General features: G+C 66.6%; 20 protein-coding genes. 13 read left to right on the top strand and 7 right to left on the bottom strand.

Translation table 11 applies throughout. The features are described 5' to 3' along the window. Window positions 1-47 precede the first annotated feature (47 nt). The 7 genes from QRN67_RS30515 (at window position 48) to QRN67_RS30485 (ending at window position 10,096) form a co-directional block, all read left to right on the top strand. Window positions 48-4,274, top strand: a complete 4,227-nt coding sequence (locus tag QRN67_RS30515; RefSeq protein WP_285414861.1) for an RHS repeat-associated core domain-containing protein — start codon at window positions 48-50, stop codon at window positions 4,272-4,274. Window position 4,275: 1 nt separating this feature from the next. Continuing rightward, entirely contained in the window at window positions 4,276-4,893 is a 618-nt protein-coding gene (locus QRN67_RS30510) for a hypothetical protein (RefSeq protein ID WP_285414860.1), read from the top strand. A 541-nt stretch (window positions 4,894-5,434) separates the two neighbouring features. After that, the gene (locus QRN67_RS30505; protein WP_285414859.1) at window positions 5,435-5,911 is read left to right on the top strand and encodes a hypothetical protein; all 477 of its coding nucleotides are present in this window, start codon (window positions 5,435-5,437) and stop codon (window positions 5,909-5,911) included. Between the two features lie 188 nt (window positions 5,912-6,099). Then, on the top strand, window positions 6,100-7,110 hold the full coding sequence (locus tag QRN67_RS30500; protein ID WP_106934024.1) for a sugar ABC transporter substrate-binding protein: 1,011 nt from the start codon (window positions 6,100-6,102) through the stop codon (window positions 7,108-7,110). 16 nt (window positions 7,111-7,126) lie between these two features. After that, window positions 7,127-8,086 carry an ABC transporter permease gene (locus QRN67_RS30495; protein WP_081267031.1) on the top strand — a complete coding sequence of 320 codons (960 nt, stop codon included), beginning with the start codon at window positions 7,127-7,129 and terminating at the stop codon, window positions 8,084-8,086. Beyond that, complete coding sequence (locus tag QRN67_RS30490; protein ID WP_285414858.1) at window positions 8,086-8,883, top strand: ATP-binding cassette domain-containing protein; 798 nt, start codon at window positions 8,086-8,088, stop codon at window positions 8,881-8,883. Before QRN67_RS30495 ends, QRN67_RS30490 begins: the two co-directional genes overlap by 1 nt. Next, entirely contained in the window at window positions 8,876-10,096 is a 1,221-nt protein-coding gene (locus QRN67_RS30485) for an ROK family transcriptional regulator (protein ID WP_081267033.1), read from the top strand. The genes QRN67_RS30490 and QRN67_RS30485 overlap by 8 nt, the downstream gene beginning before the upstream one ends. Here the strand turns inward: QRN67_RS30485 and QRN67_RS30480 are convergent. The 7 genes from QRN67_RS30480 to QRN67_RS30450 all read right to left on the bottom strand — a co-directional run bounded on the left by QRN67_RS30480 (window position 10,093) and on the right by QRN67_RS30450 (window position 16,300). Beyond that, window positions 10,093-10,491, bottom strand: a complete 399-nt coding sequence (locus QRN67_RS30480; protein ID WP_285414857.1) for a DUF6194 family protein — start codon at window positions 10,489-10,491, stop codon at window positions 10,093-10,095. The genes QRN67_RS30485 and QRN67_RS30480 overlap by 4 nt on opposite strands. Before the next feature lie 19 nt (window positions 10,492-10,510). After that, window positions 10,511-11,527, bottom strand: a complete 1,017-nt coding sequence (locus QRN67_RS30475) for a tripartite tricarboxylate transporter substrate binding protein (RefSeq protein WP_285414856.1) — start codon at window positions 11,525-11,527, stop codon at window positions 10,511-10,513. Between the two features lie 17 nt (window positions 11,528-11,544). After that, window positions 11,545-12,960 carry a sensor histidine kinase gene (locus tag QRN67_RS30470; protein WP_285414855.1) on the bottom strand — a complete coding sequence of 472 codons (1,416 nt, stop codon included), beginning with the start codon at window positions 12,958-12,960 and terminating at the stop codon, window positions 11,545-11,547. 6 nt (window positions 12,961-12,966) lie between these two features. Then, window positions 12,967-13,632 carry a response regulator gene (locus QRN67_RS30465; RefSeq protein WP_285414854.1) on the bottom strand — a complete coding sequence of 222 codons (666 nt, stop codon included), beginning with the start codon at window positions 13,630-13,632 and terminating at the stop codon, window positions 12,967-12,969. 131 nt (window positions 13,633-13,763) lie between these two features. After that, window positions 13,764-14,771: a Bug family tripartite tricarboxylate transporter substrate binding protein gene (locus tag QRN67_RS30460; protein ID WP_285414853.1), complete on the bottom strand. Its 1,008-nt coding sequence runs from the start codon at window positions 14,769-14,771 to the stop codon at window positions 13,764-13,766. Between the two features lie 69 nt (window positions 14,772-14,840). Continuing rightward, window positions 14,841-15,506, bottom strand: a complete 666-nt coding sequence (locus QRN67_RS30455; RefSeq protein WP_285414852.1) for a hypothetical protein — start codon at window positions 15,504-15,506, stop codon at window positions 14,841-14,843. Between the two features lie 8 nt (window positions 15,507-15,514). Then, window positions 15,515-16,300: an IclR family transcriptional regulator domain-containing protein gene (locus QRN67_RS30450; RefSeq protein WP_081267039.1), complete on the bottom strand. Its 786-nt coding sequence runs from the start codon at window positions 16,298-16,300 to the stop codon at window positions 15,515-15,517. Window positions 16,301-16,499: 199 nt separating this feature from the next. On the opposite strand from QRN67_RS30450, the gene QRN67_RS30445 reads away from it, so the two are divergent. Genes QRN67_RS30445 through QRN67_RS30420 form a run of 6 tightly spaced genes read left to right on the top strand, consistent with a single transcriptional unit; the run spans window position 16,500 to window position 21,933 of the window. Next, window positions 16,500-17,423, top strand: a complete 924-nt coding sequence (locus tag QRN67_RS30445) for a shikimate dehydrogenase family protein (protein ID WP_106937403.1) — start codon at window positions 16,500-16,502, stop codon at window positions 17,421-17,423. A gap of 30 nt (window positions 17,424-17,453) precedes the next feature. Then, a complete protein-coding gene (locus QRN67_RS30440) occupies window positions 17,454-18,287 on the top strand; it encodes a shikimate dehydrogenase family protein (protein WP_081267041.1) in 834 nt (277 codons plus the stop codon). Window positions 18,288-18,303: 16 nt separating this feature from the next. After that, window positions 18,304-19,515, top strand: coding sequence for a 3-carboxy-cis,cis-muconate cycloisomerase (gene pcaB / locus QRN67_RS30435; RefSeq protein WP_285414851.1), 1,212 nt, complete (start codon window positions 18,304-18,306; stop codon window positions 19,513-19,515). Then, on the top strand, window positions 19,512-19,955 hold the full coding sequence (locus QRN67_RS30430) for a carboxymuconolactone decarboxylase family protein (RefSeq protein ID WP_285414850.1): 444 nt from the start codon (window positions 19,512-19,514) through the stop codon (window positions 19,953-19,955). The genes pcaB and QRN67_RS30430 overlap by 4 nt, the downstream gene beginning before the upstream one ends. Next, window positions 19,952-21,172, top strand: a complete 1,221-nt coding sequence (locus tag QRN67_RS30425) for a multidrug effflux MFS transporter (RefSeq protein ID WP_285414849.1) — start codon at window positions 19,952-19,954, stop codon at window positions 21,170-21,172. The genes QRN67_RS30430 and QRN67_RS30425 overlap by 4 nt, the downstream gene beginning before the upstream one ends. Continuing rightward, a complete protein-coding gene (locus QRN67_RS30420) occupies window positions 21,169-21,933 on the top strand; it encodes an alpha/beta fold hydrolase (protein ID WP_285414848.1) in 765 nt (254 codons plus the stop codon). The genes QRN67_RS30425 and QRN67_RS30420 overlap by 4 nt, the downstream gene beginning before the upstream one ends. The last annotated feature ends 95 nt before the right edge of the window (window positions 21,934-22,028 follow it).

Raw genomic sequence — 22,028 nt, 5'->3', positions numbered from 1 at the left:
GCGAGGCGATCGTCACCACGCTGGTGGGGCACCTGAACGCCACCATCATGGGCGAACTGGACAAGTTCATCGATGGGGCGATCGCCAAGCTCGACGGCATCCTCAAGAGCTGCGCGGACCTGGCCGACAAGATCATCGACAACCTGGTGGACGTGATGCGCCGGGTGCTGGGCCAGAAGGACCTGTTCACGGTGGGCACGCCGGCGTCGCCGGAGACCAAGGTGCACGACCCGAAGACGCAGAGCACGTGGAACCGGATGTGGGGCACGGCGGTGCGCTACACCAAGCAGTCGGCGAACTACGTGGCGAAGGCGGCGGCGAGCCAGTTGCCCGATGGCGTCGCGAGCAGGGTCAACGGCGTGATCGGGCAGATGCTGGACTTCAAGCAGCAGCTGCGTGGGCAGCTCTCGAGGCTGGCGGACAAGGAGTCGCAGGCCAGCATCATGTGGCTGCTGCACAAGCTGCGGGACGCGCTGCTGAAGAGGAAAGGCCAGCGCGCGGCGATCGTGGCTCCGCAGGCGGGAGCCAAGGCAGAAAAAGAAAATCCCGGGACGCAGCTCGGTCACATCAACAAGCAAGCCGGTGCACAAGGGACCGCAGGCTGCAAGAACTGCCCCGCGCCGGCACGCAAAGGGGCTTCCATCAGCCTTGCCACAGGCAACGAGAGCTTCACCCACACCGACTTCGTGCTCGCAGCACCGCTGCCGATCGAATGGGCGCGCACCTACGCCAGCGACCTCGATGCCTTCGACCATGGCAGCCTCGGTGCTCGCTGGATCACCCCCTACAGCATGCGCGTGGACATCACCACGCCCGCGCGAGGCACACGCCAGGGCCAGCCCAGCCTGCTCCACCACGCCGCCGACGGCCGCAGCCATGCGTATCCGGTTCTGGCAGTTGGCCAGAGCTACTTCGACGCGATCGAGGAAGTCCGCGTCTCGCGCCTGAGCGAGAGCCTGCTGGAGCTGGACTTCGGCAAGCCCTTGCCCGAAGGCGAGCAGAGCGATTGGCGCGAGATCTACGAGTACGTCGACGGCAAGCAGCCCCACTTCCGCCTTGTCGCCCAGCAGGCGAAGGACGGCATGGCCATCGGCCTGCGCTACGACCACGTCATTGCAGAGACGGGCGAGCGCGTGCTCAGCGACATCATCAGCAAGCACGGCGAGGCCGTCATGGCGCACGTGGGCACCAAGCCCGATGCGCAGACCGGACTCATCCAGTCGCTGTGGGAGCTCAAGGACGGCCAGGTCGTGCGTCAATTGGCCGCCTACACGCACGACGCGCAGCGCGACCTCGTCGCCGCGCAGGACGAGGACGGCGCGAGCTGGCGCTACACCTACAGCCACCACCTCGTGTCCCGCTACACCGACCGCACCGGCCGGGGCATGAACCTGGAGTACGACGGCACCGGCCCCGACGCCAAGGCCGTGCGCGAGTGGTCCGACGACGGCAGCTTCGCGCTGAAACTGGAGTGGGACAGGAACATCCGGCTGACCTATGTGACCGATGCGCTGGGCGGGGAGACCTGGCACTACTACGACATCCAGGGCTACACCTACCGCATCATCCACCCGGACGGGCTGCAGGAGTGGTTCTTCCGCGATGACGCGAAGAACGTCACGCGCCACGTGCATACCGACGGCACGACCGACGACTACACGTACGACGCCGACGGCAACCTGCAGACGCACACGCGCGCGGACGGCAGCCGGGTGCACTACGAGTACGACGGGCTGCACCGCCTGACGGGCATCCGCGATGCGGAGGGCGGCGTGTGGAAGCGCGACTACGACGCGCAGGGCCATCTCACCGAAGAGATCGATCCGCTGGGGCACAAGACCGAGTACGCCTATGACAAGGCCGGCAGGCCCGTGCGCATCACCGATGCGAAGGGCGGCGTGAAGACGCTCGCCTACTCCGCATCGGGCCAACTGCTCAGCTACACCGACTGCTCCGCAAAGACCAGCCGCTGGGAGTACGACGAACGAGGCCGGCTCACCAAGGCTGCCGACGCCGCCGGCAACGCGACCGGATATCGCTACGCTGCCGGCCAGCTCGAAGAAATCGTGCTGCCCGACCAGACGAGCGAGCAGTTCGAGCACGATGCCGAAGGCCGGCTGCTGAAGCACACCGACGCGCTGGGGCGCGCCACGCGCTACAGCTACACGCGCGCCGGCCTGATCGCCGGCCGCACCGACGCCGCGGGCCGCTCGCTCAAATACCACTGGGACCTTCTGGGCCGCCTGACAGAACTGCAAAACGAGAACGGCAGCCGATACGACTTTCGCTACGACCCGGTGGGCCGCCTGCTGGAAGAAACCGGCTTCGACCGCAAGGCCACGCAGTACGTGCACGAAGAGACCACGGGCGTGCTCGCCGAAGTGATCGAGGCGGGCCACCGCACCGAACTCGAATTCGATCCACTAGGCCGCTTGAGCGAACGCCGCGCCGGTGGCCAATCCGAACGCTTCGCCTACGACCGCAACGGCCGACTGCTGGAGGCGACCAACAGCGACGCGCGCCTGCAATGGTTCTACGACCCGGCCGGCAACCTGACGCGCGAGCATCACCACTACCTGCAGCGCAAGCGCACGGCTGTCTGGCAGCACCGCTACGACGAACTCAACCAGCGCATCGCCACCGTGCGGCCCGACGGGCACGTAATCCAATGGCTGACATACGGCTCAGGCCACGTGCACGGCCTGATGATCGACGGCCAGGACGTCCTGGGCTTCGAGCGCGACGACCTGCACCGCGAGGTCGCACGCGAGCAGGGCAACGGCCTGAGCCAGCGGCAGAAGTACGACCCGGCAGGTCGGCTTCTCGAGCAGCAGATCTCGCGCACCAGCCCCGGCGCCATCGAATCGACCACAGGCATTCAGCGCCGCTACAGCTACGACAAGGCCGGCCAGCTGATTGGCATCGGCGACAGCCGCCGAGGCAACCTGAGCTACCGCTACGACCCGGTGGGCCGTCTGCTGGAGGCCAACAGCCGAGTGGGGCGCGAGACATTTGCATTCGACCCGGCAGGCAACATCGTCGACCCGCCGGCGACCAACGACCCGCTCAGGCACCCTGCCAACAAGTTGCTGGACAACCTGCTGAAGAACTACGCCGGCACCAGCTACCGCTACGACGAACGCGGCAACATGACCGAGCGGGTGCGCCACGGCTGGCGCACCGTCTTCGCATGGGACGGCTTCAACCGCATGACGGCGGCGACCGACCAGCGCGGCATCACCACCTCCTTCAGCTACGACGCGCTGGGTCGTCGGCTCTCCAAGAGTTCTGGCGAGACCACGACACTGTTCGGCTGGGACGGCGACGTGCTCGCGTTCGAGAGTACTCAGAGCAAGTCAGCGATGGAGGAAGGTGGCGAGCACGGCTGGAGCGTGCACTACATCCACGAGGCGAACTCGTTCGTGCCGCTGGTGCAGGTGCGCCAGGCGCGCGCGATGGCGCTGAGCGAGACGACGGATGCGAAGGCGTTGATGGAAGCCAATGGCGGCGTCTACGACATCGAGCAGGATCCGTTGTGGAACGGCGAGCAGAGGCAGGTGCCGCGAGCGTTCGACAGAAGGGAGATGGCGTTCTATCAGTGCGACCATCTGGGCACGCCGCAGGAACTGACGGACCATGAGGGAAGCATTGCCTGGTCGGCGCAGTACAAGGCGTGGGGGGAGGCGCGGGAGGCGATCAGCGAGGCTGGGAGAAGAGCGGGGTTCAGGAATCCGATTCGGTTTCAGGGGCAGTATTGGGATGAAGAGACGGGGCTGCATTACAACAGGTATCGGTACTACGAGCCAAGCCTCGGACGGTTTTTGTCTCGTGACCTGATGGGATTGCTAGGAGGGATCAACACACACGCATATAGCCTCAATCCGACGGAGTGGGTCGACCCCCTGGGGCTGAGCGCAAAGAAACCCCAGTGCCCGATCAATGGCGCTGCAATCTATGCGGAAAAACGCGCCCGGATCGAAGCACTCATCGCTCAGCATGACTATGCTGATGCAGGGCACACGAACTCCAATCCTCAAATCCCTGGCGGTGTGTCGGGCGCAATAGTGAATGAAAGAACAACGGGGTTGCCGACTGGAGGGAAATGGCATACCCAAAAGGGAAGCGATATATTGGGGCGTTTGAAAAAAGAACTTAGAAGCGTAGATAACTCTTATGATATGTCGGATTGCGACAAAAGGAAATTGCATGACCTTGCCGATCCATATGTCGGACGCTTGCAGCATGCCCTGAGCACTCCTATGAAGACGCCATGAAATGACGAGTGAATACGGTTTTCTTGTTTCGGCTATTTCGGTTCCGATTTCCATCGATGAATTGATATCGAGGGATGAGGGTGCTGGGCCATTTGTGTGGGTACGGCCTCAAAACATCTCAGGCATAGATGCTTCTGTAATTTTGGAAAAAAATTTGAAGCTAAGAGAACGCGCTGGCTCGATTTCCGATGATGAATACATATTGCCAGAGGCATCTGTTTGCAGTTATCTTGAGTCCTGCATAAGGCACAGATCGGATCGGTCGAAAATCGAGGTTGATGATGTTATCGATGCTTGTGTTCACATCATGGTGCGCTGGGGGAGCTCTCTTCCCGCGCATGGGTTCTATGGTGATGTGGACCTGCTTTCTCCTGATAATGCCTCCAGAATTTTGAAAATTATTCAAAATATTTACCAGGAATTAGACAATGAAGTCCTGCGGCAAAATATTCGTTATTTTGTGGGTGAACATTATCGAGTAAGCGGAGTTTGGGCGTCGAATGGAAAGTCTAGATTTTTCGGTGCATTGGACTCGAAGGATTTAATGTTTTTATCGGAATTGAGTTTCGATGAGGCTAATTCGAAATTGAACTTATCTGGTGGCCGGGTCGAAAAATAAAGTCGGCTTGTTTGAGATTTCGATTCTGCCGGCCTCTGACTCTTGCTGATTTTAGGGGCAATTTCTGATGGCGGTCGACAGGCCGCGAGTTGATTTTTGGACGAGGAGATTTTTTCTGATCTGTCGACTTTTGAAGGGTAGATTTATGCGGTAAATTATCTTAAAATTTTGTGCTGCAATTTTGGGTTGAGTATGGTTGAATAGAAATTCTGCTGGCTCATTTGAAAAGAGTTGGTGAATTGGGTTTTGGAGTGCGGGAGAGGGCAGGGGCGCTTTTGCCGTTGAATGGGCGAAGAGATGCCAAGCCTTTGGAGGCGGAGACGAAAATGCCGGTGGAAATTCGATCGGATTTTTAAGGTTGCTATTGCTGATTCATATGGGGAAGACTTAATCCTATCGTTTGGATTTTTGAGTGATGCTGTCAGATTTTACGGACTCACGGAGTGCTTTCTCCAAGACGTGGCTCTTGGTCTTATTGAAAAAATTTTGAAATATTCTGTCAAGCGTTGCCTCAATCACCAACCCCGAAACGGAAGATAAAGTGACAGGCCCATTCAGCGATCACGAACTAGAGTCTCTTGATGTCATCGAGCTTCAATTGATAGAGAGTCAAGTGTCCTCTGCCCGTATGAAATCGGCGTGCGCGAGTTTTTTGCTCTTTATAATTTCTCGCGAGTGGAGTAAGAGATTTTTGGATTCGGATGGGATAGAACTACTGCTCAATGAAAATCTCAAATTAGTGGCTTTCAATTTTTATGCGATCGACAGCGATGAGGAAATAAAAAATGCGCGAATCAAACTTTTGGGTATTTTTGATCATCTGCAGCGAGAAGATCCTTCCCAGGCTGCTTTAATCCGCTGTGCCATATTTTGCTTGCACGATGAGGAGTGGGATCCTGACACTCAAGAAGATCCAACTCCAATTCCGTTCTATCTTTTCCTTTTGAAGAAATTCGATCTAAGTATCGGTATGGATTTCCTCGCCCACGTGCGGACCCATCTGCTTTGCCCTTGTTAGTCCAGCGCGTGCACATCCGAGCGCGGCATCGCATAGGCATCTCCGGGTTTCCGATAACTAAATCGCCTTGATTTAGTCGCCCCTCTGCCCGATAGTCCCCTTGCGCCCGGACGCCCGCCTTCAAGGCCAGCGATCCGGATCCAAAACCGCAGGGCGCATCGCCCAGCGCCCGCTCAAGGAGACACACCATGCCCAGCAGCAGCCCCCGCACCATCCTGGCCATCGCGGCCATGTCCCTCGTTGCCGCCAGCGGCGCCTTCGCCGCCGACCAGCCGGTCATCGGCCTCGTCACCAAGACCGAAACCAACCCCTTCTTCGTCAAGATGAAGGAAGGCGCGCAGGAAGAAGCCAAGAAGCTCGGTGCCAAGCTGCTCTCCGGCGCGGGCAAGGCCGACGGCGACAACGCGGGCCAGATCACGGCGATGGAAAACATGATCGCGGCCGGCGCCAAGACCATCCTGATCACGCCGAGCGATGCCAAGGCGATCGTGCCGGCGATCAAGAAGGCGCGCGACAAGGGCGTGATGGTGATCGCGCTCGACAGCCCGGCGGATCCGCCGGATGCCACCGACGCACTGTTCGCCACCAACAACTACACGGCCGGCGTGCTGATCGGCGAATACGCCAAGGCCGCGATGGCGGGCAAGCCGGCGAAGATCGTCGCGCTCGACCTGCTGCCGGGCCACCCTGTGGGCGCGCAGCGCCACAACGGTTTCATGAAGGGCTTCGGCCTGCCGGCCAACGACGCCAAGTCGAACGAACTGTCGAAGTCGCCCGAGATCGTCTGCATGGCCGACAGCTACGGCGACCAGGCCAAGGCGCAGACGGTGATGGAAAACTGCCTGCAGAAGGCGCCCGAGGTGAACCTCGTCTACACGATCAACGAGCCCGCCGCCGCCGGTGCCTACAACGCGCTCAAGCGCGCCGGCAAGGAGAAGGGCGTGATGATCGTGTCGGTCGATGGGGGCTGCCAGGGCATCAAGGACACGGCCGCCGGCATCATCGCCGCGACCTCGCAGCAATACCCGCTGAAGATGGCTGCCATGGGCGTGGCCGCGGGCGTGGAATTCGCCAAGACGGGCAAGAAGGCATCGGGCTACGTCGACACCGGCGTGACGCTGATCGCCGGCAAGAGCGTGGCGGGCGTCGACAGCAAGGACACCAAGACCGGCACCGAGCTGTGCTGGGGCAAGAAGTAAACGGCGGAACCTCTAGATGGCGAAGTCTTCAACGCACCACATTCCGTGGGGCGCCCTCGGGCCGTGGCTGGCCCTGCTTGGCGCATGCATCTTCTTTGCGACCCAGTCCGACCGCTTTCTGACGGGCGGCAATCTCTCGCTGATCCTGCAGCAGGTGATGGTGGTCGGCGTCATCGCCATCGGCCAGACGCTGATCATCCTCACGGCGGGCATCGACCTGTCGTGCGGCATGGTGATGGCGCTGGGCGGGATCATCATGAGCAAGTTCGCCACCGAACTGGGCATGCCGGCGCCGCTGGCCATCCTGTGCGGCATCGGCGTGACGACGCTGTTCGGCCTGCTCAACGGCCTGCTGGTAACGCGCATCAAGCTGCCGCCTTTCATCGTGACGCTGGGCACGCTGAACATCGCCTTCGCGATCACGCAGCTGTATTCGTCGTCGCAGACCATCACCGACCTGCCCGGCGGCCTCACCGGCCTGGGCACCACCTTCAACATCGGCAATGCCGAGGTCGCGTGGGGCTCGGTGCTGATGGTGGCGCTCTATGCGCTCGCCTGGTTCGTGCTGCGCGAGACGGCGGCGGGGCGGCACATCTATGCGGTGGGCAACAACGCCGAGGCCACGCGGCTGGTCGGCATTCCGACGCAGCGCGTGCTGCTGGGCGTGTACGTGGCGGCGGGCGTGCTCTACGGCATCGCATCGCTGCTGTCGGTGGCGCGCACCGGCGTGGGTGACCCGAACGCGGGCCAGACCGAGAACCTCGACGCCATCACGGCGGTGGTGCTCGGCGGTACCAGCCTGTTCGGCGGGCGCGGCATCGTGCTGGGTTCGCTGATCGGCGTGCTGATTGTGGGCGTGTTCCGCAACGGCCTCACGCTGATGGGCGTGTCGTCGATCTACCAGGTGCTGGTGACGGGCGTGCTGGTGATTTTGGCGGTGGCTGCCGACCAACTCTCGCGCCGGGGAGCCCGTTGATGAACGCCGTTGCAAACCCCAAGATCGTGATGCAGGCCAAGGGCCTGGTAAAGCGCTACGGCCAGGTCACGGCGCTCGACGGTGTCGACTTCGAGCTGCGCGAAGGAGAAATCCTCGCGGTGATCGGCGACAACGGCGCGGGCAAGTCGTCGCTCATCAAGGCGCTGTCGGGCGCGGTGGTGCCCGACGAAGGGCAGATCCTGCTCGACGGCAAGCCGGTGAACTTCCGCAACCCGCTGGACGCGCGCCGCGCCGGCATCGAGACGGTCTATCAAGACCTGGCCGTGGCCCCGGCCATGACGATCTACGAGAACCTGTTCCTCGGCCGCGAGCTGCGCCGCCCCGGCTTCATGGGCAACGTGCTGCGCATGCTCGACAAGAAGAAGATGCTGAGCGAGAGCACGGCGCGCATGGCCGACCTGAAGGTCGGCATCCAGTCGATGACGCAGGCGGTCGAAACGCTCTCGGGCGGCCAGCGGCAGTGCGTGGCGGTGGCGCGCAGCGCGGCCTTCGCGCGGCACGTGGTCATCATGGACGAGCCCACCGCCGCGCTCGGCGTGAAGGAGGGCAACATGGTGCTGGAGCTGATCCGCCGCGTGCGCGACCGGGGCCTGCCCGTGGTGCTCATCAGCCACAACATGCCGCACGTGTTCGAGGTGGCCGACCGCATTCACGTGGCGCGGCTGGGCAAGCGCGCGGCCGTGCTCGACCCGAAGAAGATCAGCATGAGCGACACCGTCGCCGTGATGACCGGCGCCATGACCGCCGACCAGTTGCCAGCGGAGGCGCATGCCTGATGCGGACACTGCCGCGCACATGCCCGACCTGCTGCGGCTGCGCGGCTCCAACCAGGTCGGCATGCGCCAGTTCAACGAACGCACGGTGCTGCAGGCGCTGCGCGTCCATGCGAGCCTGCCCAAGGCCGACCTTGCGCGGCTCACGGGGCTGAGCGCGCAGACCATCGGGCTCATCACCGCGCGGCTGGAGGAAGACGGGCTCATCGTCAAGCAGAACCGCGTGCGCGGACGCATCGGCCAGCCTTCGGTGCCGCTGGCGCTGAACCCCGACGGCGCTTTCTCCATCGGCATCAAGGTCGGCCGGCGCGGCGCCGAGTGGCTGCTGATCGACTTCACCACGCAAGTGCGCGAACGACACCTCGTGCACTACGACTTTCCCGACGTCGACGAGCTGCTGCCAGCGATTGCGCAGCACATCCACCGTCTGCGCGACGGCCTGGGGCCGCTGGCCGTGCGCAACGTGGGCGTGGGGCTGGCCGCGCCGTTCCAGCTCGGCGGCTGGCACCGCACGCTGGGCCTTTCGAAGGCGCAGGCCGACCTGTGGAACCAGATGGACCTGGCGGCCGAGGTGCGTGCGCGCACCGACGTGCCGGTGAGCTTTGCGCGCGACACCGTGGCTGCCTGCGTGGCAGAGCTGGTGGGTGGGCGCGGGCATGACCTGAAGAGCTTTCTCTACATCTTCGTCGACACCTTCGTGGGCGGCGGGCTTGTCATCAACTCGCACCTGCACACGGGTGCGCACGGCAATGCAGGCGCGCTGGCGTCGCTGCCCATGCAGCCGCCCGGCGGCAGCGGGCTGCCGGCGCAGCTCGTGGCGCAGGCCTCGCTTTGGGAGCTGGAGCAGCGCCTGGCGGGCGAGGGCCTGGACGCGATGGCCGCCTATGACGACCGCGCGTTGCAGGCGCCTTTCGCAGCCGCCACGCAGGCCTGGCTGGACAACGCATCGCAGGCGCTCGCGCACGCCATCGTGAATGGCGCCGCCATGCTCGACCTCGCCGATGTGGTGATGGACGGGTCGATGTCACGCCTGCTGCTGCAGGCCCTGCTGGAGCGCACGCGCGCCGCGCTGGACCGCTGCAACTGGGAAGGCCTGTGGCGCCCGCGGCTGCACGGGGGCAGGGCAGGTGCGCAAGCCTGTGCGCTGGGCGGCGCGATGTTGCCGCTGCACGCCAACTTCGCGCCGGACCACGACGTGTTCCTGAAAGCGGCCTAGCCCGCCTCGCGCGCTCTTGCCAGGGCCAGCGCCTCGGCGAGCAGCGGCTTCACTTTCTCGAAGGTCTTTGCGCTGGGGGAGATCACGCTCACCCAGTGCATCCTTGCGTACACGGGGTGTGGCATCAGCGTGTCCGGCGCGGCCGGGCCGATGGCTGCCGGTGTTTCGCCGAAGAGCGCGCGGAAGCGCTCCTTGCCCACGCCGAAGTTCAGGCGGAACACGCCGGGGCGGTCGAGCTTCGAGCCGCCGTCGAACTCGCTGTCCTTCGTCACGATCGTGGCAAAGGGAAACTTGTTGTCCCCGTCGTGGAAGAAGAAGGTGTTGTCGTCGGCGATCTGGAAGTGGCCGCCGGCCAGCATGTCGATCAGGTAGTCAGTGATGGCGTCTTCGGTCATGCCGCCATCTTGCCCGTGTTCACGACGGCCAGCGGCGCAGGCCGAGTCCGTCGGCCAGTTTGCGGTAGGCGGCGATCTGCGCTTGCACGTAGTCGTCCAGCGCGGCGCCGGTGAGCGCGAAGGGATACAGCCCATTTCGCTCGCGCAACGCGGCAAAGCCCGGCGCGGCGCTTGCTTCGCGGAAGGCGGCGGTCCAGGCGCGCACGGCGGCCTCGGGCACGTCCGCACTGAGGTACAGGCCGCGCACCGTCGGCCAGACCAGATCGACGCCTTGCTCGCGCGCGGTCGGCACGCCGGTGAGCGCGCCGCCGAGCCGTTCTTCCGACAGCACCGCGAGCAGCCGCACGGCCGCACCGCCCGCAATGGCCTGCAGCGCCTCTGCCGCATCGCCGGGAAAGGCGTCGACATGCTTGCCCTGCAGCGCACCCAGCGCGTCGCCACCGCCCTCGAAGGACACGAAGCGCATCGCCTTGTGGTCGCGCCCCGCGGCGCGCACCAGCAGCGCCGCCTTCACCCAGTCCTGGCTGCCGACCGTGCCGCCCGCGCCGAAGGCGATGCGCGACGGGTCTTGGCGCAGCGCGGCGATCAGGTCCTGCAGGCGCTTGTACGGCGAGTCGCGGTGAACGGCGATCACCCCGTAGTCGGTGCCGAGCGTGGCGATCCAGCGCACGGCCGAAGGCGGATGCGGACCGAAGCGGCCCTGTGCCAGGTTGAGCAGCGAGCCGCTCGAGAACGCGACCAGCGTGCCGGGCCCGCCGAGCTTGCCGGTGGCGATGCGGTCGAACGCGACCGCGCCGATGCCGCCCGGCAGATAGCGCTGGGACAGTGGCGGGCGCGCGGGGCGCACGGCCTGCAGCGCGTCGCGTGAGAGCGCGCAGGTCAGCGCGAAGCCGCCGCCGGCCTTGGCGGGGATCACGCAGTCGGCGGCTTCGAGGGAGGGGTCATCGGCCGCCGCCGCGCGCAGGCTCGCGGGCAACAGCAGCGCGGACAGCGCGCGCAGGGCGTGGCGGCGGTTGGCGTGAAGGGGCGCGGGCATGGTGTGGTGCCGGCTGGTCAGTGCGCCGCCGGACGAGGCCACCAGATGATCGCATGCAGGCCCGGCCCGGTCTCGCGTGCCTCCAGCCGCAGCTCGCCATGGTGCCGCTGCGCGATGGAGCGCGCAATGGCCAGGCCGAGCCCGAAGCCGCCCTTGCCGGCGCGCGCGCCACGGCGAAAGCGCTGGCCCAGCGCGGCGCGCTCATCTTCGTTCAAGCCGGGCCCGTCGTCCTCGACGTTGAGGCTCCAGCCCGCCGCGTCGCCGGCCGCGAACAGCGTGATCGTGCCCTCTGCAGGCGTGTAGGCGATGGCATTGGTCACGAGGTTGCTCAGCGCCTCTCGCATCAGCCCGCGGTCGGCGACGGCGATGAACTCCGGCGTGGGCGAGTGAATGCCCAGGTCGATGCGCTTGGCGCGCGCCAGCGGCAGCAGGTCGACCGCCACCTCGCGCAGCAGCGCCGCCATGTCGAAGCCGGCCGGCTCGACCGACACCGTGTCGCTGCGTCCCAGCGCCAGCAACTGCTGCGCGCTGCGCGTCGCGCGGCCGATCTCGGTGGCCAGCGCGTCGAGCGCGAGCTGGATCTGCGCCGGGTCCTGCTCGCGCCGGGCGTAGTCGGCCTGCATCTGCAGCGTGGTGAGGTGGGTGCGCAACTGGTGCGAGGCGTCGTCGAGGAACTGGCGCTGCTGCGTCACCAGGTCTTGCGTGCGCGACATCTGCTGGTTGACCGCGGCGACCAGCGGGCGCACCTCGGCGGGCAGGTCGGCCTCGGCGATGCGCGTGAGGTCATCGGGCGTGCGCGCCTGCACTTCGCGCGCCAGCCGCGACAGCGGGCGCAGCGCCGCGGCCAGCGCCACGGCGGTGCCGCACAGCAGCATGGCCAGCACCAGTCCGTCGCGCAGCGCCGCGCTGCGCACCAGGCGCGCGGTGAACGCCTGCCGCGAGCGCGTGCTTTCTCCCACCTGCACCAGCACGCTGCGGCCCGTGCTGCCGGCCGGCGCGCGGTCGAGGTCGCGGCGGTAGGCGGCCAGCCGCACCGCTTCGCCGAAGTAGGTGGCGTCGTAGAAGACCGGCGTGCCCATCTTCAGCGCGACCGGCGGCGCGGGCAGGTCGGCGCTGCCCAACTCGACCAGCCCGTCGGAGGTCGACACCCTGAAGAACACCTGGCCGCTCGCCGTGAGCTCGAAGAACTCGAGCATCGTGTACGGCAGCTCGACCGAGAGGCCGCCCGACGCGGTCGAGATGTTGGCGTCGATGGACTTGAGCGCGCCCAGCAGCGAGCGGTCGTAGGCCGCGTTGGCGGCGGCCAGCGCGTCGTGCCGCGTCATCCACAGCTCCAGCCCGGTCACGACCAGCAGCGCGGGAAACAGCAGCAGCGCAAGGCGCTGCCACAGGCTGGCGCGCCGCAGGCGTGCATTCAGCCGCAACGACGGCATGCCCACCTAGTCTGCTTCCAGCACATAGCCCAGCCCGCGCAGGGTGACGATGCGCACGCCGCTGCCGTCCAGCCGCTTGCGCAGCCGGTAGACGAAGACTTCCACCGCTTCGGGATGCACCTCCTCGTCGTCGGAGAACACGCGCTCCAGGATCTGCTGCTTCGACAGCGGCTCGCCGCTGCGCTGCACCAGCACGCGCAGCACTGCCAGTTCGCGCGGCGACAGCGCGAGCGCCTCGCCGCCCAGCGTGAAGTGCCGGCGCGCGCCGTCGTACACCAGCGGCCCGCAGGCCAGCCGCGGATGCTCCACGCCGCGCGCGCGGCGCACCAGCGCATGCAGCCGCGCCTCGAGTTCGGCCAGCGCGAAGGGCTTGGCGAGGAAGTCGTCCGCGCCCGCGTTGAGCGAGGCCACGCGCTCGCTCAGCGAGTCGCGCGCCGTCAGGATCAGCGCGGGCAGGCGCTGGTCGCGCTCGCGCAGGCGTTGCAGCACCGTGTGCCCGTCGAGCCCGGGCAGGCCCAGGTCGAGCACCAGCGCATCGTGGTCGCGCTGCTGAAGCGCCCGGTCGGCCAGACGCCCGTCGTCCACCCATTCGACCTGGATGCCCGCGTGCTCCAGCGCCTTGCAGAGCCAGGTGCCCAGGGTGTGTTCGTCTTCGGCAAGAAGGATGCGCATCAGCCGATCCTAGTAGGGCCGGATATTTTCGGGAAACACCGCGGAACTGGCTTTGCCGGGCCGCAGGTGTTGCCCCCTGCAAGGGGGTTGGCGCAGCGACACGAAGTGCGCGAAGCCTGGGGGTTTGCCAATCAATCCGGCTTGATGTTTGCCCTTGCGATCACCTTTTGCCAGCGTGCTTGTTCCGCTGCAATGAACTGCGCGAACTGCTCCGGCGTGCCGCCCACGGCTTCGGCCGCATCGGCCGTCAGCCGCTGCATCGAGTCGGGCGACTTCACCGCCTTCATCGTCTCGGCCGAGAGTTTGGCCATCTGCGCGGGCGTGATGTTGGCGGGCGCCAGCATGCCGTACCACTGCGTCATCTCGAAGCCGGGGAAGCCTTGCTCGGCCACGGTCGGCACGTCGGGCAGCTGCGCCAGGCGCTTGGCCGAGCCGGTCGCGATGCAGCGCACCTTGCCGGCCTTGATGAACGGAATGATCGCCGCCGCGCCAATGGCCGACGCGTCGAGCCGGCCCGAGAGCAGGTCCGTCACCATCGGCCCGGTGCCGCGGTAGGGCACATGCAGCATGAACACGTCGGCCGTCATCTTCAGGTACTCGAAGGCCAGGTGCCCCGCGCTGCCGTTGCCGGCCGAGCCGTAGCTGAGCTTGCCCGGCTTCGACTTGGCGTACGCGATGAACTCCTTGAGGTTCTTGGCCGGCACGTCCGGGTGCACCACGTACAGGCTGGGCACCTTGGCCAGCAGGCTCACGGGCTTGAAGTCCTTGTTCGCGTCGTAGGGCAGCTTGGCGAAGATGTACGGGTTGACCGCCAGCGTGCCGATGTGGCCCAGGATGATCGTGTGCTGGTCGGTGCTGCGCGCCACTTCGCTCATCGCGATGTTGCCGGCCGCGCCGGGCTTGTTGTCGACGAACACGCTCTGGCCCAGCGTGCGCGAGAGCTCGGCGGCGGTGGAGCGCGCGACGATTTCCGAGCTGCCGCCGGGCGCGAAGGGCACGACGAAGCGGATCGACTTGCTGGGCCAGGCGTCCTGCGCCGAGGCCAGCGAGGGCAGCAGGCCGCCCAGGCCGAGGGCGCCGCCGGCCTGGAGCCAGTGGCGGCGGTTCAGGTGTGTGTGGTTCGGGAACAGGTCGGACATGGGCTTGTGTCTCCAGCGCTTTGGTATTGAAAGCGCGCATCCTGCCCGGCGGATGCTGTCGGAATGCTGTCAGTCGCCGCCCGTCCAGTAGTCCCGGCCGAATTCGCCCGCGAGCCTGGCGATCAGGCGCTCCACGCGCGCAAGCACGGGTTCCACCTGCGCGCGCACAGGCGCGTATGCAAAGCGCAGGTTGTGGAAGGTCTTGCCCTCGTCCGGGTCGTCGTCGCGCAGGTACAGCATGCCGTCGTGCAGCCGCAGGTCGAAGTACCAGCCTTGCTCATAGTCGGAGAACACTTTGCCCGGCGTACCTGCCGCCAACGATTCGATGAAGGCCCGCCCCTCGCTGAAGCGGTCGTGCCACGGAAAGCTCAGCAGAAAGCGGCCTGGTGCATGGACGACCGGCCTGCTCCAGAAACTGGTGCTGTCTGCCAGGTCCTTGCCGTGGTGCGCGGCTTTGGCGAGCAGGTCGCGGTAGTGGCGGCAGAGCTCTTCCTCATGGCCGACGCAGTCGGCCGACAGCACGAAGCCCTGTGCCGCACCCGGTATGGCCGGCTGGTAAAGCGGCTCGCGCATGTCCTGCCATTGCTCGCGCGAGATGTTCGACGAGGGGCCGTAGTAGAACGAGGCCTCCACGATGAAAGCGATGTCGATGAGCACGCCTTCCACGGGCTCCGACTGCGAGGCCCAGTCCGGCAGCGTTGCCCGGTCGGGGGAGTGCGGTGCATCGGCGTCCACGGCGATCCTCAGATCAGGTTGCGCATCGCCTGCGCCGTCTCCCGCAGAACGGGCAGCACCCGCGCCACCGCGTCTTCCGAGCTCTCGTGCCCCATCGGCATCGTGATGTTCAGCGCGCCCACCAGCGTGCCGTGGCGGTCGCGCAGGGGCGCCGCGATGCCGCGCGAGTTCAGGTCGAGCTGCTGCTCCGACAGCGCCCAGCCCTGCGCCCGGATGCGCGCCAGCTCCAGCTTCATGCGCTCCATGCTCGCGATGGTGTGCGAGGTGAAAACCGTCAGCTGTTTGGTCGCCAGCCACTCGTTCAGCTCGGCGTCGCTGCGCAGCGCCAGCATCAGCATGCCCGAGGCCGTGACCTGTGCCGGCACGCGCGCGCCCAGCACATAGCCGGTGCTCATGCTGCGGTTCGGGCCGTTGCGCGCGATGTAGACGACCTCGTCGCCGTCCATCACGCTGAGGTAGGCGATCTCGTTGGTGCCGGCGGCCACGCGCTGCAGAAAAGGCTGCACCACGCGCGGCAGCCGGGCCGATTCCAGGTACGAGCGGCCCAGCCGCAGCACCCGCGGCGTGAGCCAGAACAGCTTGCCGTCGCTTGCCACGTAGCCCATGTGCTGCAGGGTGAGCAGGTAGCGCCGCGCGGCGGTGCGGGTCATGTTCGTGCGCTGGCCCGCCTGGCTGGCGGTGAGGCGCGGGTTGGCATCGTCGAAGGCCTCGATGATGCTCACGCCGCGCTCAAGGCCGGCAATCCAGTCGCGCTTGTCCAGGCCTGCGGGAGGTGTCGAGTCGTCCTTGCTCATGGGCGGAAGTGTGCCTGCGGCGATGCGGTTGGCGTTGGTATTCGGTGCAGGTAAAAACCCTCGATTTGAACGATTAACGATTTTTACAGTTCGATTATCGAACGCTTTGAGGTATGCAGCCCTGCATGATTGGGCCGAAGCGACTATAAAGCTCGCCATCCGGCCTCGAAAAGAGCGATTGACGAACGGAAGCAAGCACATGAGCCATTCCATCAGCGGCAGCACCCAGGCGTACCTGATTCCGGGCGACCCGGTTCGCAACGTGCGGCTGCCGCGCATGTTCAATGCGGCCTTCGAGCGCTTCGGCATCGACGCGGTGCTGCTGCCCATGCAGGTGCCGGTGCGTGACTTCGCGGTGTTCTTCAAGTCGGCCTTCCTGGCGCGCAACCTGCGCGGCATGGTGATCGCGCCGCCGCACAAGCCGCTGGTGGTCGACCTGCTCGACGGCTGCGGGCTCTTCGGGCGCGTGGCGGGTTCGGTGAACGTGGTGCGCCGCACCGAGGGCGACCAGCTCGAGGGCGACCTGTTCGACGGCGAAGGCCTGATCGGCGCGCTCGACCACTGCAACATTCCCTTTCGCGGCAAGCGCGTGCTGATCCTCGGTGCGGGCGTGAGCGCCGCAGCCATCGGCGTGGCGCTGGCCGAGGGCGGCGTGGTGAACGGCGCCGCGCACATTTCGTTCTTCGACCGCGCCGCCGGCAAGGCCGCGGGCGTAGCCGCCAAGCTCGACGCCTTCTTCGACGCCACGGTGGTGGCCGTCGACAGCAACGCCCCCGAAGGCTACGACCTTGTCATCAACGCCACGCCGCTCGGGCTGGTCGAGGACGACGCACTGCCCGTGGACGTGGCGCGCATGGACAGCCACGCCGCGCTGTTCGACATTCTTTTGCGCAACCAGCCCACGCCGCTGGTGCGCGCGGCCCGCGCGCGCGGGCTCAATGCGCAGGCCGGCTTCGAGATGCTGATCCAGCAGATGCCGCACTACCTGCGCTACTTCGGCCACGCCGAAGCGGCCGAGGCGCTGCGCGCCGACGCCGACTTCCTGCGCGAAATCATCTATCCGCCGGCCATGCACGGCGAAATCGCCAAGCCCCTGCGCTATCACTCACCCAGCGTGGCCTGAGCCACGCCTTTTCCATTCAAGAGACTCGACATGATTTCCGGCAAGACAACGCTCATCGCCCACCTGGGTTTTCCGACCGAAGCCTTCAAGGCGCCGATGATCTACAACCCCTGGTTCGACAAGCAGGGCATCGACGCGGTGGTGGTGCCGATGGGCGTGAAGCCCGAGGACTACGCGGCCTCGCTGCCGCAGATCTTCAAGTTCAGCAACCTGCGCGGTGCGCTGGTGACGATGCCGCACAAGGTCACGACCATGGCGCTGGTGGACGAGGTGACGCCCACGGCGCGCGTCGCCGGCGCCTGCAACGCGATCCTGAAGCGGCCCGACGGCACGCTGCTGGGCGACCAGTTCGACGGCGCCGGCTTCGTGCGCGGCGTGGAGCGCAAGGGTCGGCTCTTCAAGGGCACGCGGGTGCTGGTGTCGGGCACCGGCGGCGTGGGTTCGGCCATTGCGGCGTCGATTGCCGCGGCGGGCGCCGCCGAGCTGATGCTGTTCGACATGAGCGAAGCCTCGGCCGGTGCGCTGGCCGCGCGGCTGCGCGAGCACTATCCGCAGATGAAGGTGAGCACGGGCTCGAAAGACCCGGCCGGCTACGACGTGGTCGTCAACGCCACGCCGCTGGGCATGAAGGAGGGCGACCCGCTGCCTTTCGATGTCGACCGCATCGATCCTTCGACCTTCGTCGGCGAGGTCGTGATGAAGACCGAATACACGCCGCTGCTCGAGGCCGCGAAGGCCAAGGGCTGCCAGGTGCAGGTCGGCACCGACATGCTGTTCGAGATGATTCCGGCGTACCTGGAGTTCTTCGGCTTTGGTACGGCGTCCCCAGAAGAATTGCGTGCCGTGGCCCAACTGAAATATTGAAAGGCGGAGTCACCGCATGAGCATTTTCGAAGGCTTTCTCTCCACATCCGAAACGCTGGGCGCGTTCAGCGATCGCGCGTTCGTCGACGCGATGCTGCGCTTCGAGGCCGCGCTGGCGCGTGCCCAGGCCGCCGAGGGGCTGATTCCCGAGAGCGCCGCGCACTCCATCGTGAGCAGCTGCAAGGTCGAGCTGTTCGACGTGGCCAAGATCGTCCGCGAGAGCGGCCGTGCCGGCAGCGTCGCCATTCCGCTGGTCAAGGCGCTGCGCGAGGCCGTGAGCCTTTTCAACGCCGAGGCCGCGCCTTATGTGCATTTCGGCAGCACCAGCCAGGACGTGATCGACAGCGCGATGGCGCTGGTCACGCGCGAGGCGGTAGCGCTGGTCGAAGCCGACCTGGCCAAGGCGGCCGATGCCCTGCTGCGCCTGGCCACGGAGCATGCGGAAACGCCCATGCTCGCGCGCACGCTGATGCAGCCGGCTTCGGTCACCAGCTTCGGCTTCAAGTGCGCCGGCTGGGCCGCGCCGCTGGTGCGCAGCCGCCTGCGCCTGCGCGAGGCCGCGAAGCACGCGCTGCAGTTGCAGCTCGGCGGCGCCGTCGGCACGCTCGCGCAGATGAAGGGGCAGGGCGCGGCCGTGCGCCAGCGCATGGCCAAGGAACTGGGCCTGGGCGACCCCGGCGCGACGTGGCACACGCAGCGCGACGAATGGGTGGCGCTGGGCTGCGAGCTGGGCCTCATGACGGGCAGCCTCGGCAAGATCGCGGTCGACATCGCGCTGTTGGGCCAGTACGAAGTGGCCGAAGTGTCCGAGCCCAGCGAACCCGGCCGGGGCGGCTCGTCGGCCATGCCGCACAAGCGCAACCCGGTGGCGTCGATGGTGGCCATTGCCGCCGCGCATCGCGCGCCACAGCGCGTGGCCGCCCTGCTCGGCGCCATGCCGCAACAGCACGAACGCGCGCTGGGCGCCTGGCAGGCCGAGCTGGCCGAATGGCCGCAACTGCTGATGTCGGCGCACGGCAGCGTGCGCGCCATGGCCGGTGCGCTGCCGGGACTGCAGGTCGACGCCGCGCGCATGCGCGCCAACATCGACCGGCTGCGCGCCGAACTCCCGCGCGACGCGGCCGACGAATGGTTCGACCCCGCGCTCGCCATCAACGCCGGACAGACCGCCCTCGCCGAAGTGAAGGCGATGCAGGCCCGGCTCACAGACAAGGAACTCGCCCAATGACCGTCCCCGAAAACCCGCCCGTGGAACCCGGCGTCTACGAAGCCGGCCTCGTCAACCGCCGCCGCGTGCTCGGCGATGCATGGGTCGACAAGTCGCTCGCCAACCGCAACGGCTTCAACGCCGAGTTCCAGGAACTCATCACGCGTCATGCGTGGAACGACATCTGGGGCCGTCCCGCGCTGGGCGACAAGACGCGCCGCTACATGGTGCTGTCGATGATGCTGGGCATCCACGCGTATGAGGAATTCGCCATGCACGTGCGCGCCGCGCTCGACGGCCCGCCCGAGTCGCGCCTCACGCCCGAAGACATCAAGGAAGTGATCATGATGGCCGCCATCTACTGCGGCGTGCCGGTGGCCAACCACGCCTTCGGCATCGCGACCGGCATCCTGCGCGAAAAGGGCCTGCTGCCCGCGACGCCGGCGACCGCCGCGCAGTGAGCCCGCCGGTCGCCCGCAAGGGCCGCTTCGACGTCAGCTTCGCGCTGTTGCTGCCGCTGCTGCTGGCGGCGCAGCCCGTGGCCACCGACAGCTACCTGCCGGCGCTGCCCGCCATCGCCAAGGAGCTCGGCTCCGCCAGCACCAGCCTCACGCTGTTCGTGCTGGCTTTCGGCTTTGCGCAATTGCTGTGCGGCCCGCTGGCAGACCGCTTCGGCCGGCGGCCGGTGCTGCTGACCGGGCTCGGCTGCTATGTGCTTGCAGCGCTGGGCGGTGCGTTCGCGGACAGCGTGGCGCTGCTTGCGGGCTGGCGTGCGCTGCAGGGCTTCTCGATGGCGGCGATCCTGGTTTGCTCGCGTGCCGCGGTGCGCGACCTATACCCGGCGCACGAGGGGCCGCACGTGATGGCGCGCGGCCTCACCGGGCTGGGCGTGGTGGGGCTGCTGGCGCCGCTGCTCGGCGCATGGCTGGTGCAGGGCGCGGGCTGGCGCTGGGTGATGGTGGCGATGGCGGTCTATGCCTCGGTGCTGTTCGCGATGTGCTGGCATTCGTTCGCCGAAACGCGCAGACCGATGAGCGAGGACGGCCTCTCCGCGCCGCGCGGCAGCACCCGCACCGTGTTCGCGAGCCGCTCTTTCCGCGCCTGGGCCTCGGTGGCCGCGTCGACCTACGGCGGCCTTTTCTGCTTCCTGCTGCTGTCGCCGATGGTCTACATCGGCTACCTCGGCTGGTCGCCCGCGTGGTACGGCTGGATCCCGGCCGGCGGCTCGCTGGTCTACATCTTCAGCACCACCATGTGCCGCACGCTGCTGCGGCGCTACGGGCCGGTGCGCACCGTGCGGCTGGGCGCCTCGCTCAGCATCACCGGCGCGGTGATCCAGGCGCTCGGCTGCTGGCTGCTGCCGTTCAGCGCGGTGCCGCTGCTGGCGGGCCACGCGGTGTACTGCCTCGGCCACGGCATCCACCAGCCCTGCGGGCAGGCGGGCGCGGTGGGCGACCTGCCGCACCTGGCGGGCCGGGCCGTGTCGTGGTCCGGCTTCGGCATGATGATGGTCGCGTTCTGCGTGGGGCAGCTGGCGGCGCGCTTCGTCGATACCGACTACACCTACGGCGCCTGGCCGATGGTCGTGCCCATGCTGCTGGCCGGCGTTTCGCTGATGGCCATCGCATTCTTCTGGCTGCCACGTCTTCAACATCCGACAAAGGAAACCACACCATGACCCGTTTGAATGTCGTTCGCGAAGGCGACGGCCCGATCGTCGTGCTCAGCCATGCGCTCGGTTGCGACCTGACCATGTGGGACGGCGTGGCCGCCCAGCTCGCGCGGGCCCACACCGTGATCCGATACGACCACCGCAACCACGGTGCCTCCGAAGTGGTGCCGGGCCCCCTGCGCATCGAGACGCTGGCGGAAGACGCCGCCGAGCTCATCCGGCGCGAGGCCGGCGGCGAGCCGGTGCATTTCGTCGGCCTGTCGATGGGCGGCATGACCGCGCAGGCGCTGGCCGTGCGCCACCCCGAGCTGCTGAAGACCGTGGTGATCGCCAATTCGTCCGCGCACTACCCCGACCAGGCCCCGTGGCGCGCGCGCGCCGAGACGGTCAATGCGCAGGGCGTGGCCGCCATCGCGCCCGGCGCGGTGTCGCGCTGGCTCACGCCCGACTTCGTGACCACGACCGAGGGCGCGGCCGCCGCCAAGGCGCTGCACGACGTGCTCGTGCGCACCGACGCGCAGGCCTACATCGCGAGCTGCAACGCCGTGGCCGCCATCGACTTCCGCGAGAGCAACCACCGCATCGCCGTGCCCACGCTGGTGATCGGCGGGCTGCGCGACGAGGCCACGCCCATGGCCATGTCGCAGGCCATTGCCGGCGCGATTCCGCATGCGCAGCTGGCCACCATCGACGCCGCGCACGTCAGCGCCGTGGAGCGCCCGGTGGAGTTCACGCAACTGCTGATCGATTTCTGGCGCAGTCTTTGAGGGCTGAGCGCTACACCGGCGGCCTAGGTGTATCCCGTATTTCGTGCGAATAATGGACGCATGTGATCGATGATCGATCAGAAGGCCGCTGAATA

This window comes from Variovorax sp. efr-133-TYG-130 (genome assembly GCF_030208835.1).
Lineage (GTDB): Bacteria > Pseudomonadota > Gammaproteobacteria > Burkholderiales > Burkholderiaceae_C > Variovorax.
Note: the sequence above shows the minus strand (reverse complement) of the source record. Positions and strands in the feature narration are given on the sequence as shown.

Bases quoted from the DNA above. Each gene is read 5' to 3' on its own strand.
- QRN67_RS30515 (WP_285414861.1), top strand. From the start codon at position 48: ATGGGCGAACTGGACAAGTTCATCGATGGGGCGATCGCCAAGCTCGAC.
- QRN67_RS30510 (WP_285414860.1), top strand. From the start codon at position 4,276: ATGACGAGTGAATACGGTTTTCTTGTTTCGGCTATTTCGGTTCCGATT.
- QRN67_RS30500 (WP_106934024.1), top strand. From the start codon at position 6,100: ATGCCCAGCAGCAGCCCCCGCACCATCCTGGCCATCGCGGCCATGTCC.
- QRN67_RS30495 (WP_081267031.1), top strand. From the start codon at position 7,127: ATGGCGAAGTCTTCAACGCACCACATTCCGTGGGGCGCCCTCGGGCCG.
- QRN67_RS30490 (WP_285414858.1), top strand. From the start codon at position 8,086: ATGAACGCCGTTGCAAACCCCAAGATCGTGATGCAGGCCAAGGGCCTG.
- QRN67_RS30485 (WP_081267033.1), top strand. From the start codon at position 8,876: ATGCCTGATGCGGACACTGCCGCGCACATGCCCGACCTGCTGCGGCTG.
- QRN67_RS30480 (WP_285414857.1), bottom strand. From the start codon at position 10,491: ATGACCGAAGACGCCATCACTGACTACCTGATCGACATGCTGGCCGGC.
- QRN67_RS30475 (WP_285414856.1), bottom strand. From the start codon at position 11,527: ATGCCCGCGCCCCTTCACGCCAACCGCCGCCACGCCCTGCGCGCGCTG.
- QRN67_RS30470 (WP_285414855.1), bottom strand. From the start codon at position 12,960: ATGCCGTCGTTGCGGCTGAATGCACGCCTGCGGCGCGCCAGCCTGTGG.
- QRN67_RS30465 (WP_285414854.1), bottom strand. From the start codon at position 13,632: ATGCGCATCCTTCTTGCCGAAGACGAACACACCCTGGGCACCTGGCTC.
- QRN67_RS30460 (WP_285414853.1), bottom strand. From the start codon at position 14,771: ATGTCCGACCTGTTCCCGAACCACACACACCTGAACCGCCGCCACTGG.
- QRN67_RS30450 (WP_081267039.1), bottom strand. From the start codon at position 16,300: ATGAGCAAGGACGACTCGACACCTCCCGCAGGCCTGGACAAGCGCGAC.
- QRN67_RS30445 (WP_106937403.1), top strand. From the start codon at position 16,500: ATGAGCCATTCCATCAGCGGCAGCACCCAGGCGTACCTGATTCCGGGC.
- QRN67_RS30440 (WP_081267041.1), top strand. From the start codon at position 17,454: ATGATTTCCGGCAAGACAACGCTCATCGCCCACCTGGGTTTTCCGACC.
- pcaB (WP_285414851.1), top strand. From the start codon at position 18,304: ATGAGCATTTTCGAAGGCTTTCTCTCCACATCCGAAACGCTGGGCGCG.
- QRN67_RS30430 (WP_285414850.1), top strand. From the start codon at position 19,512: ATGACCGTCCCCGAAAACCCGCCCGTGGAACCCGGCGTCTACGAAGCC.
- QRN67_RS30420 (WP_285414848.1), top strand. From the start codon at position 21,169: ATGACCCGTTTGAATGTCGTTCGCGAAGGCGACGGCCCGATCGTCGTG.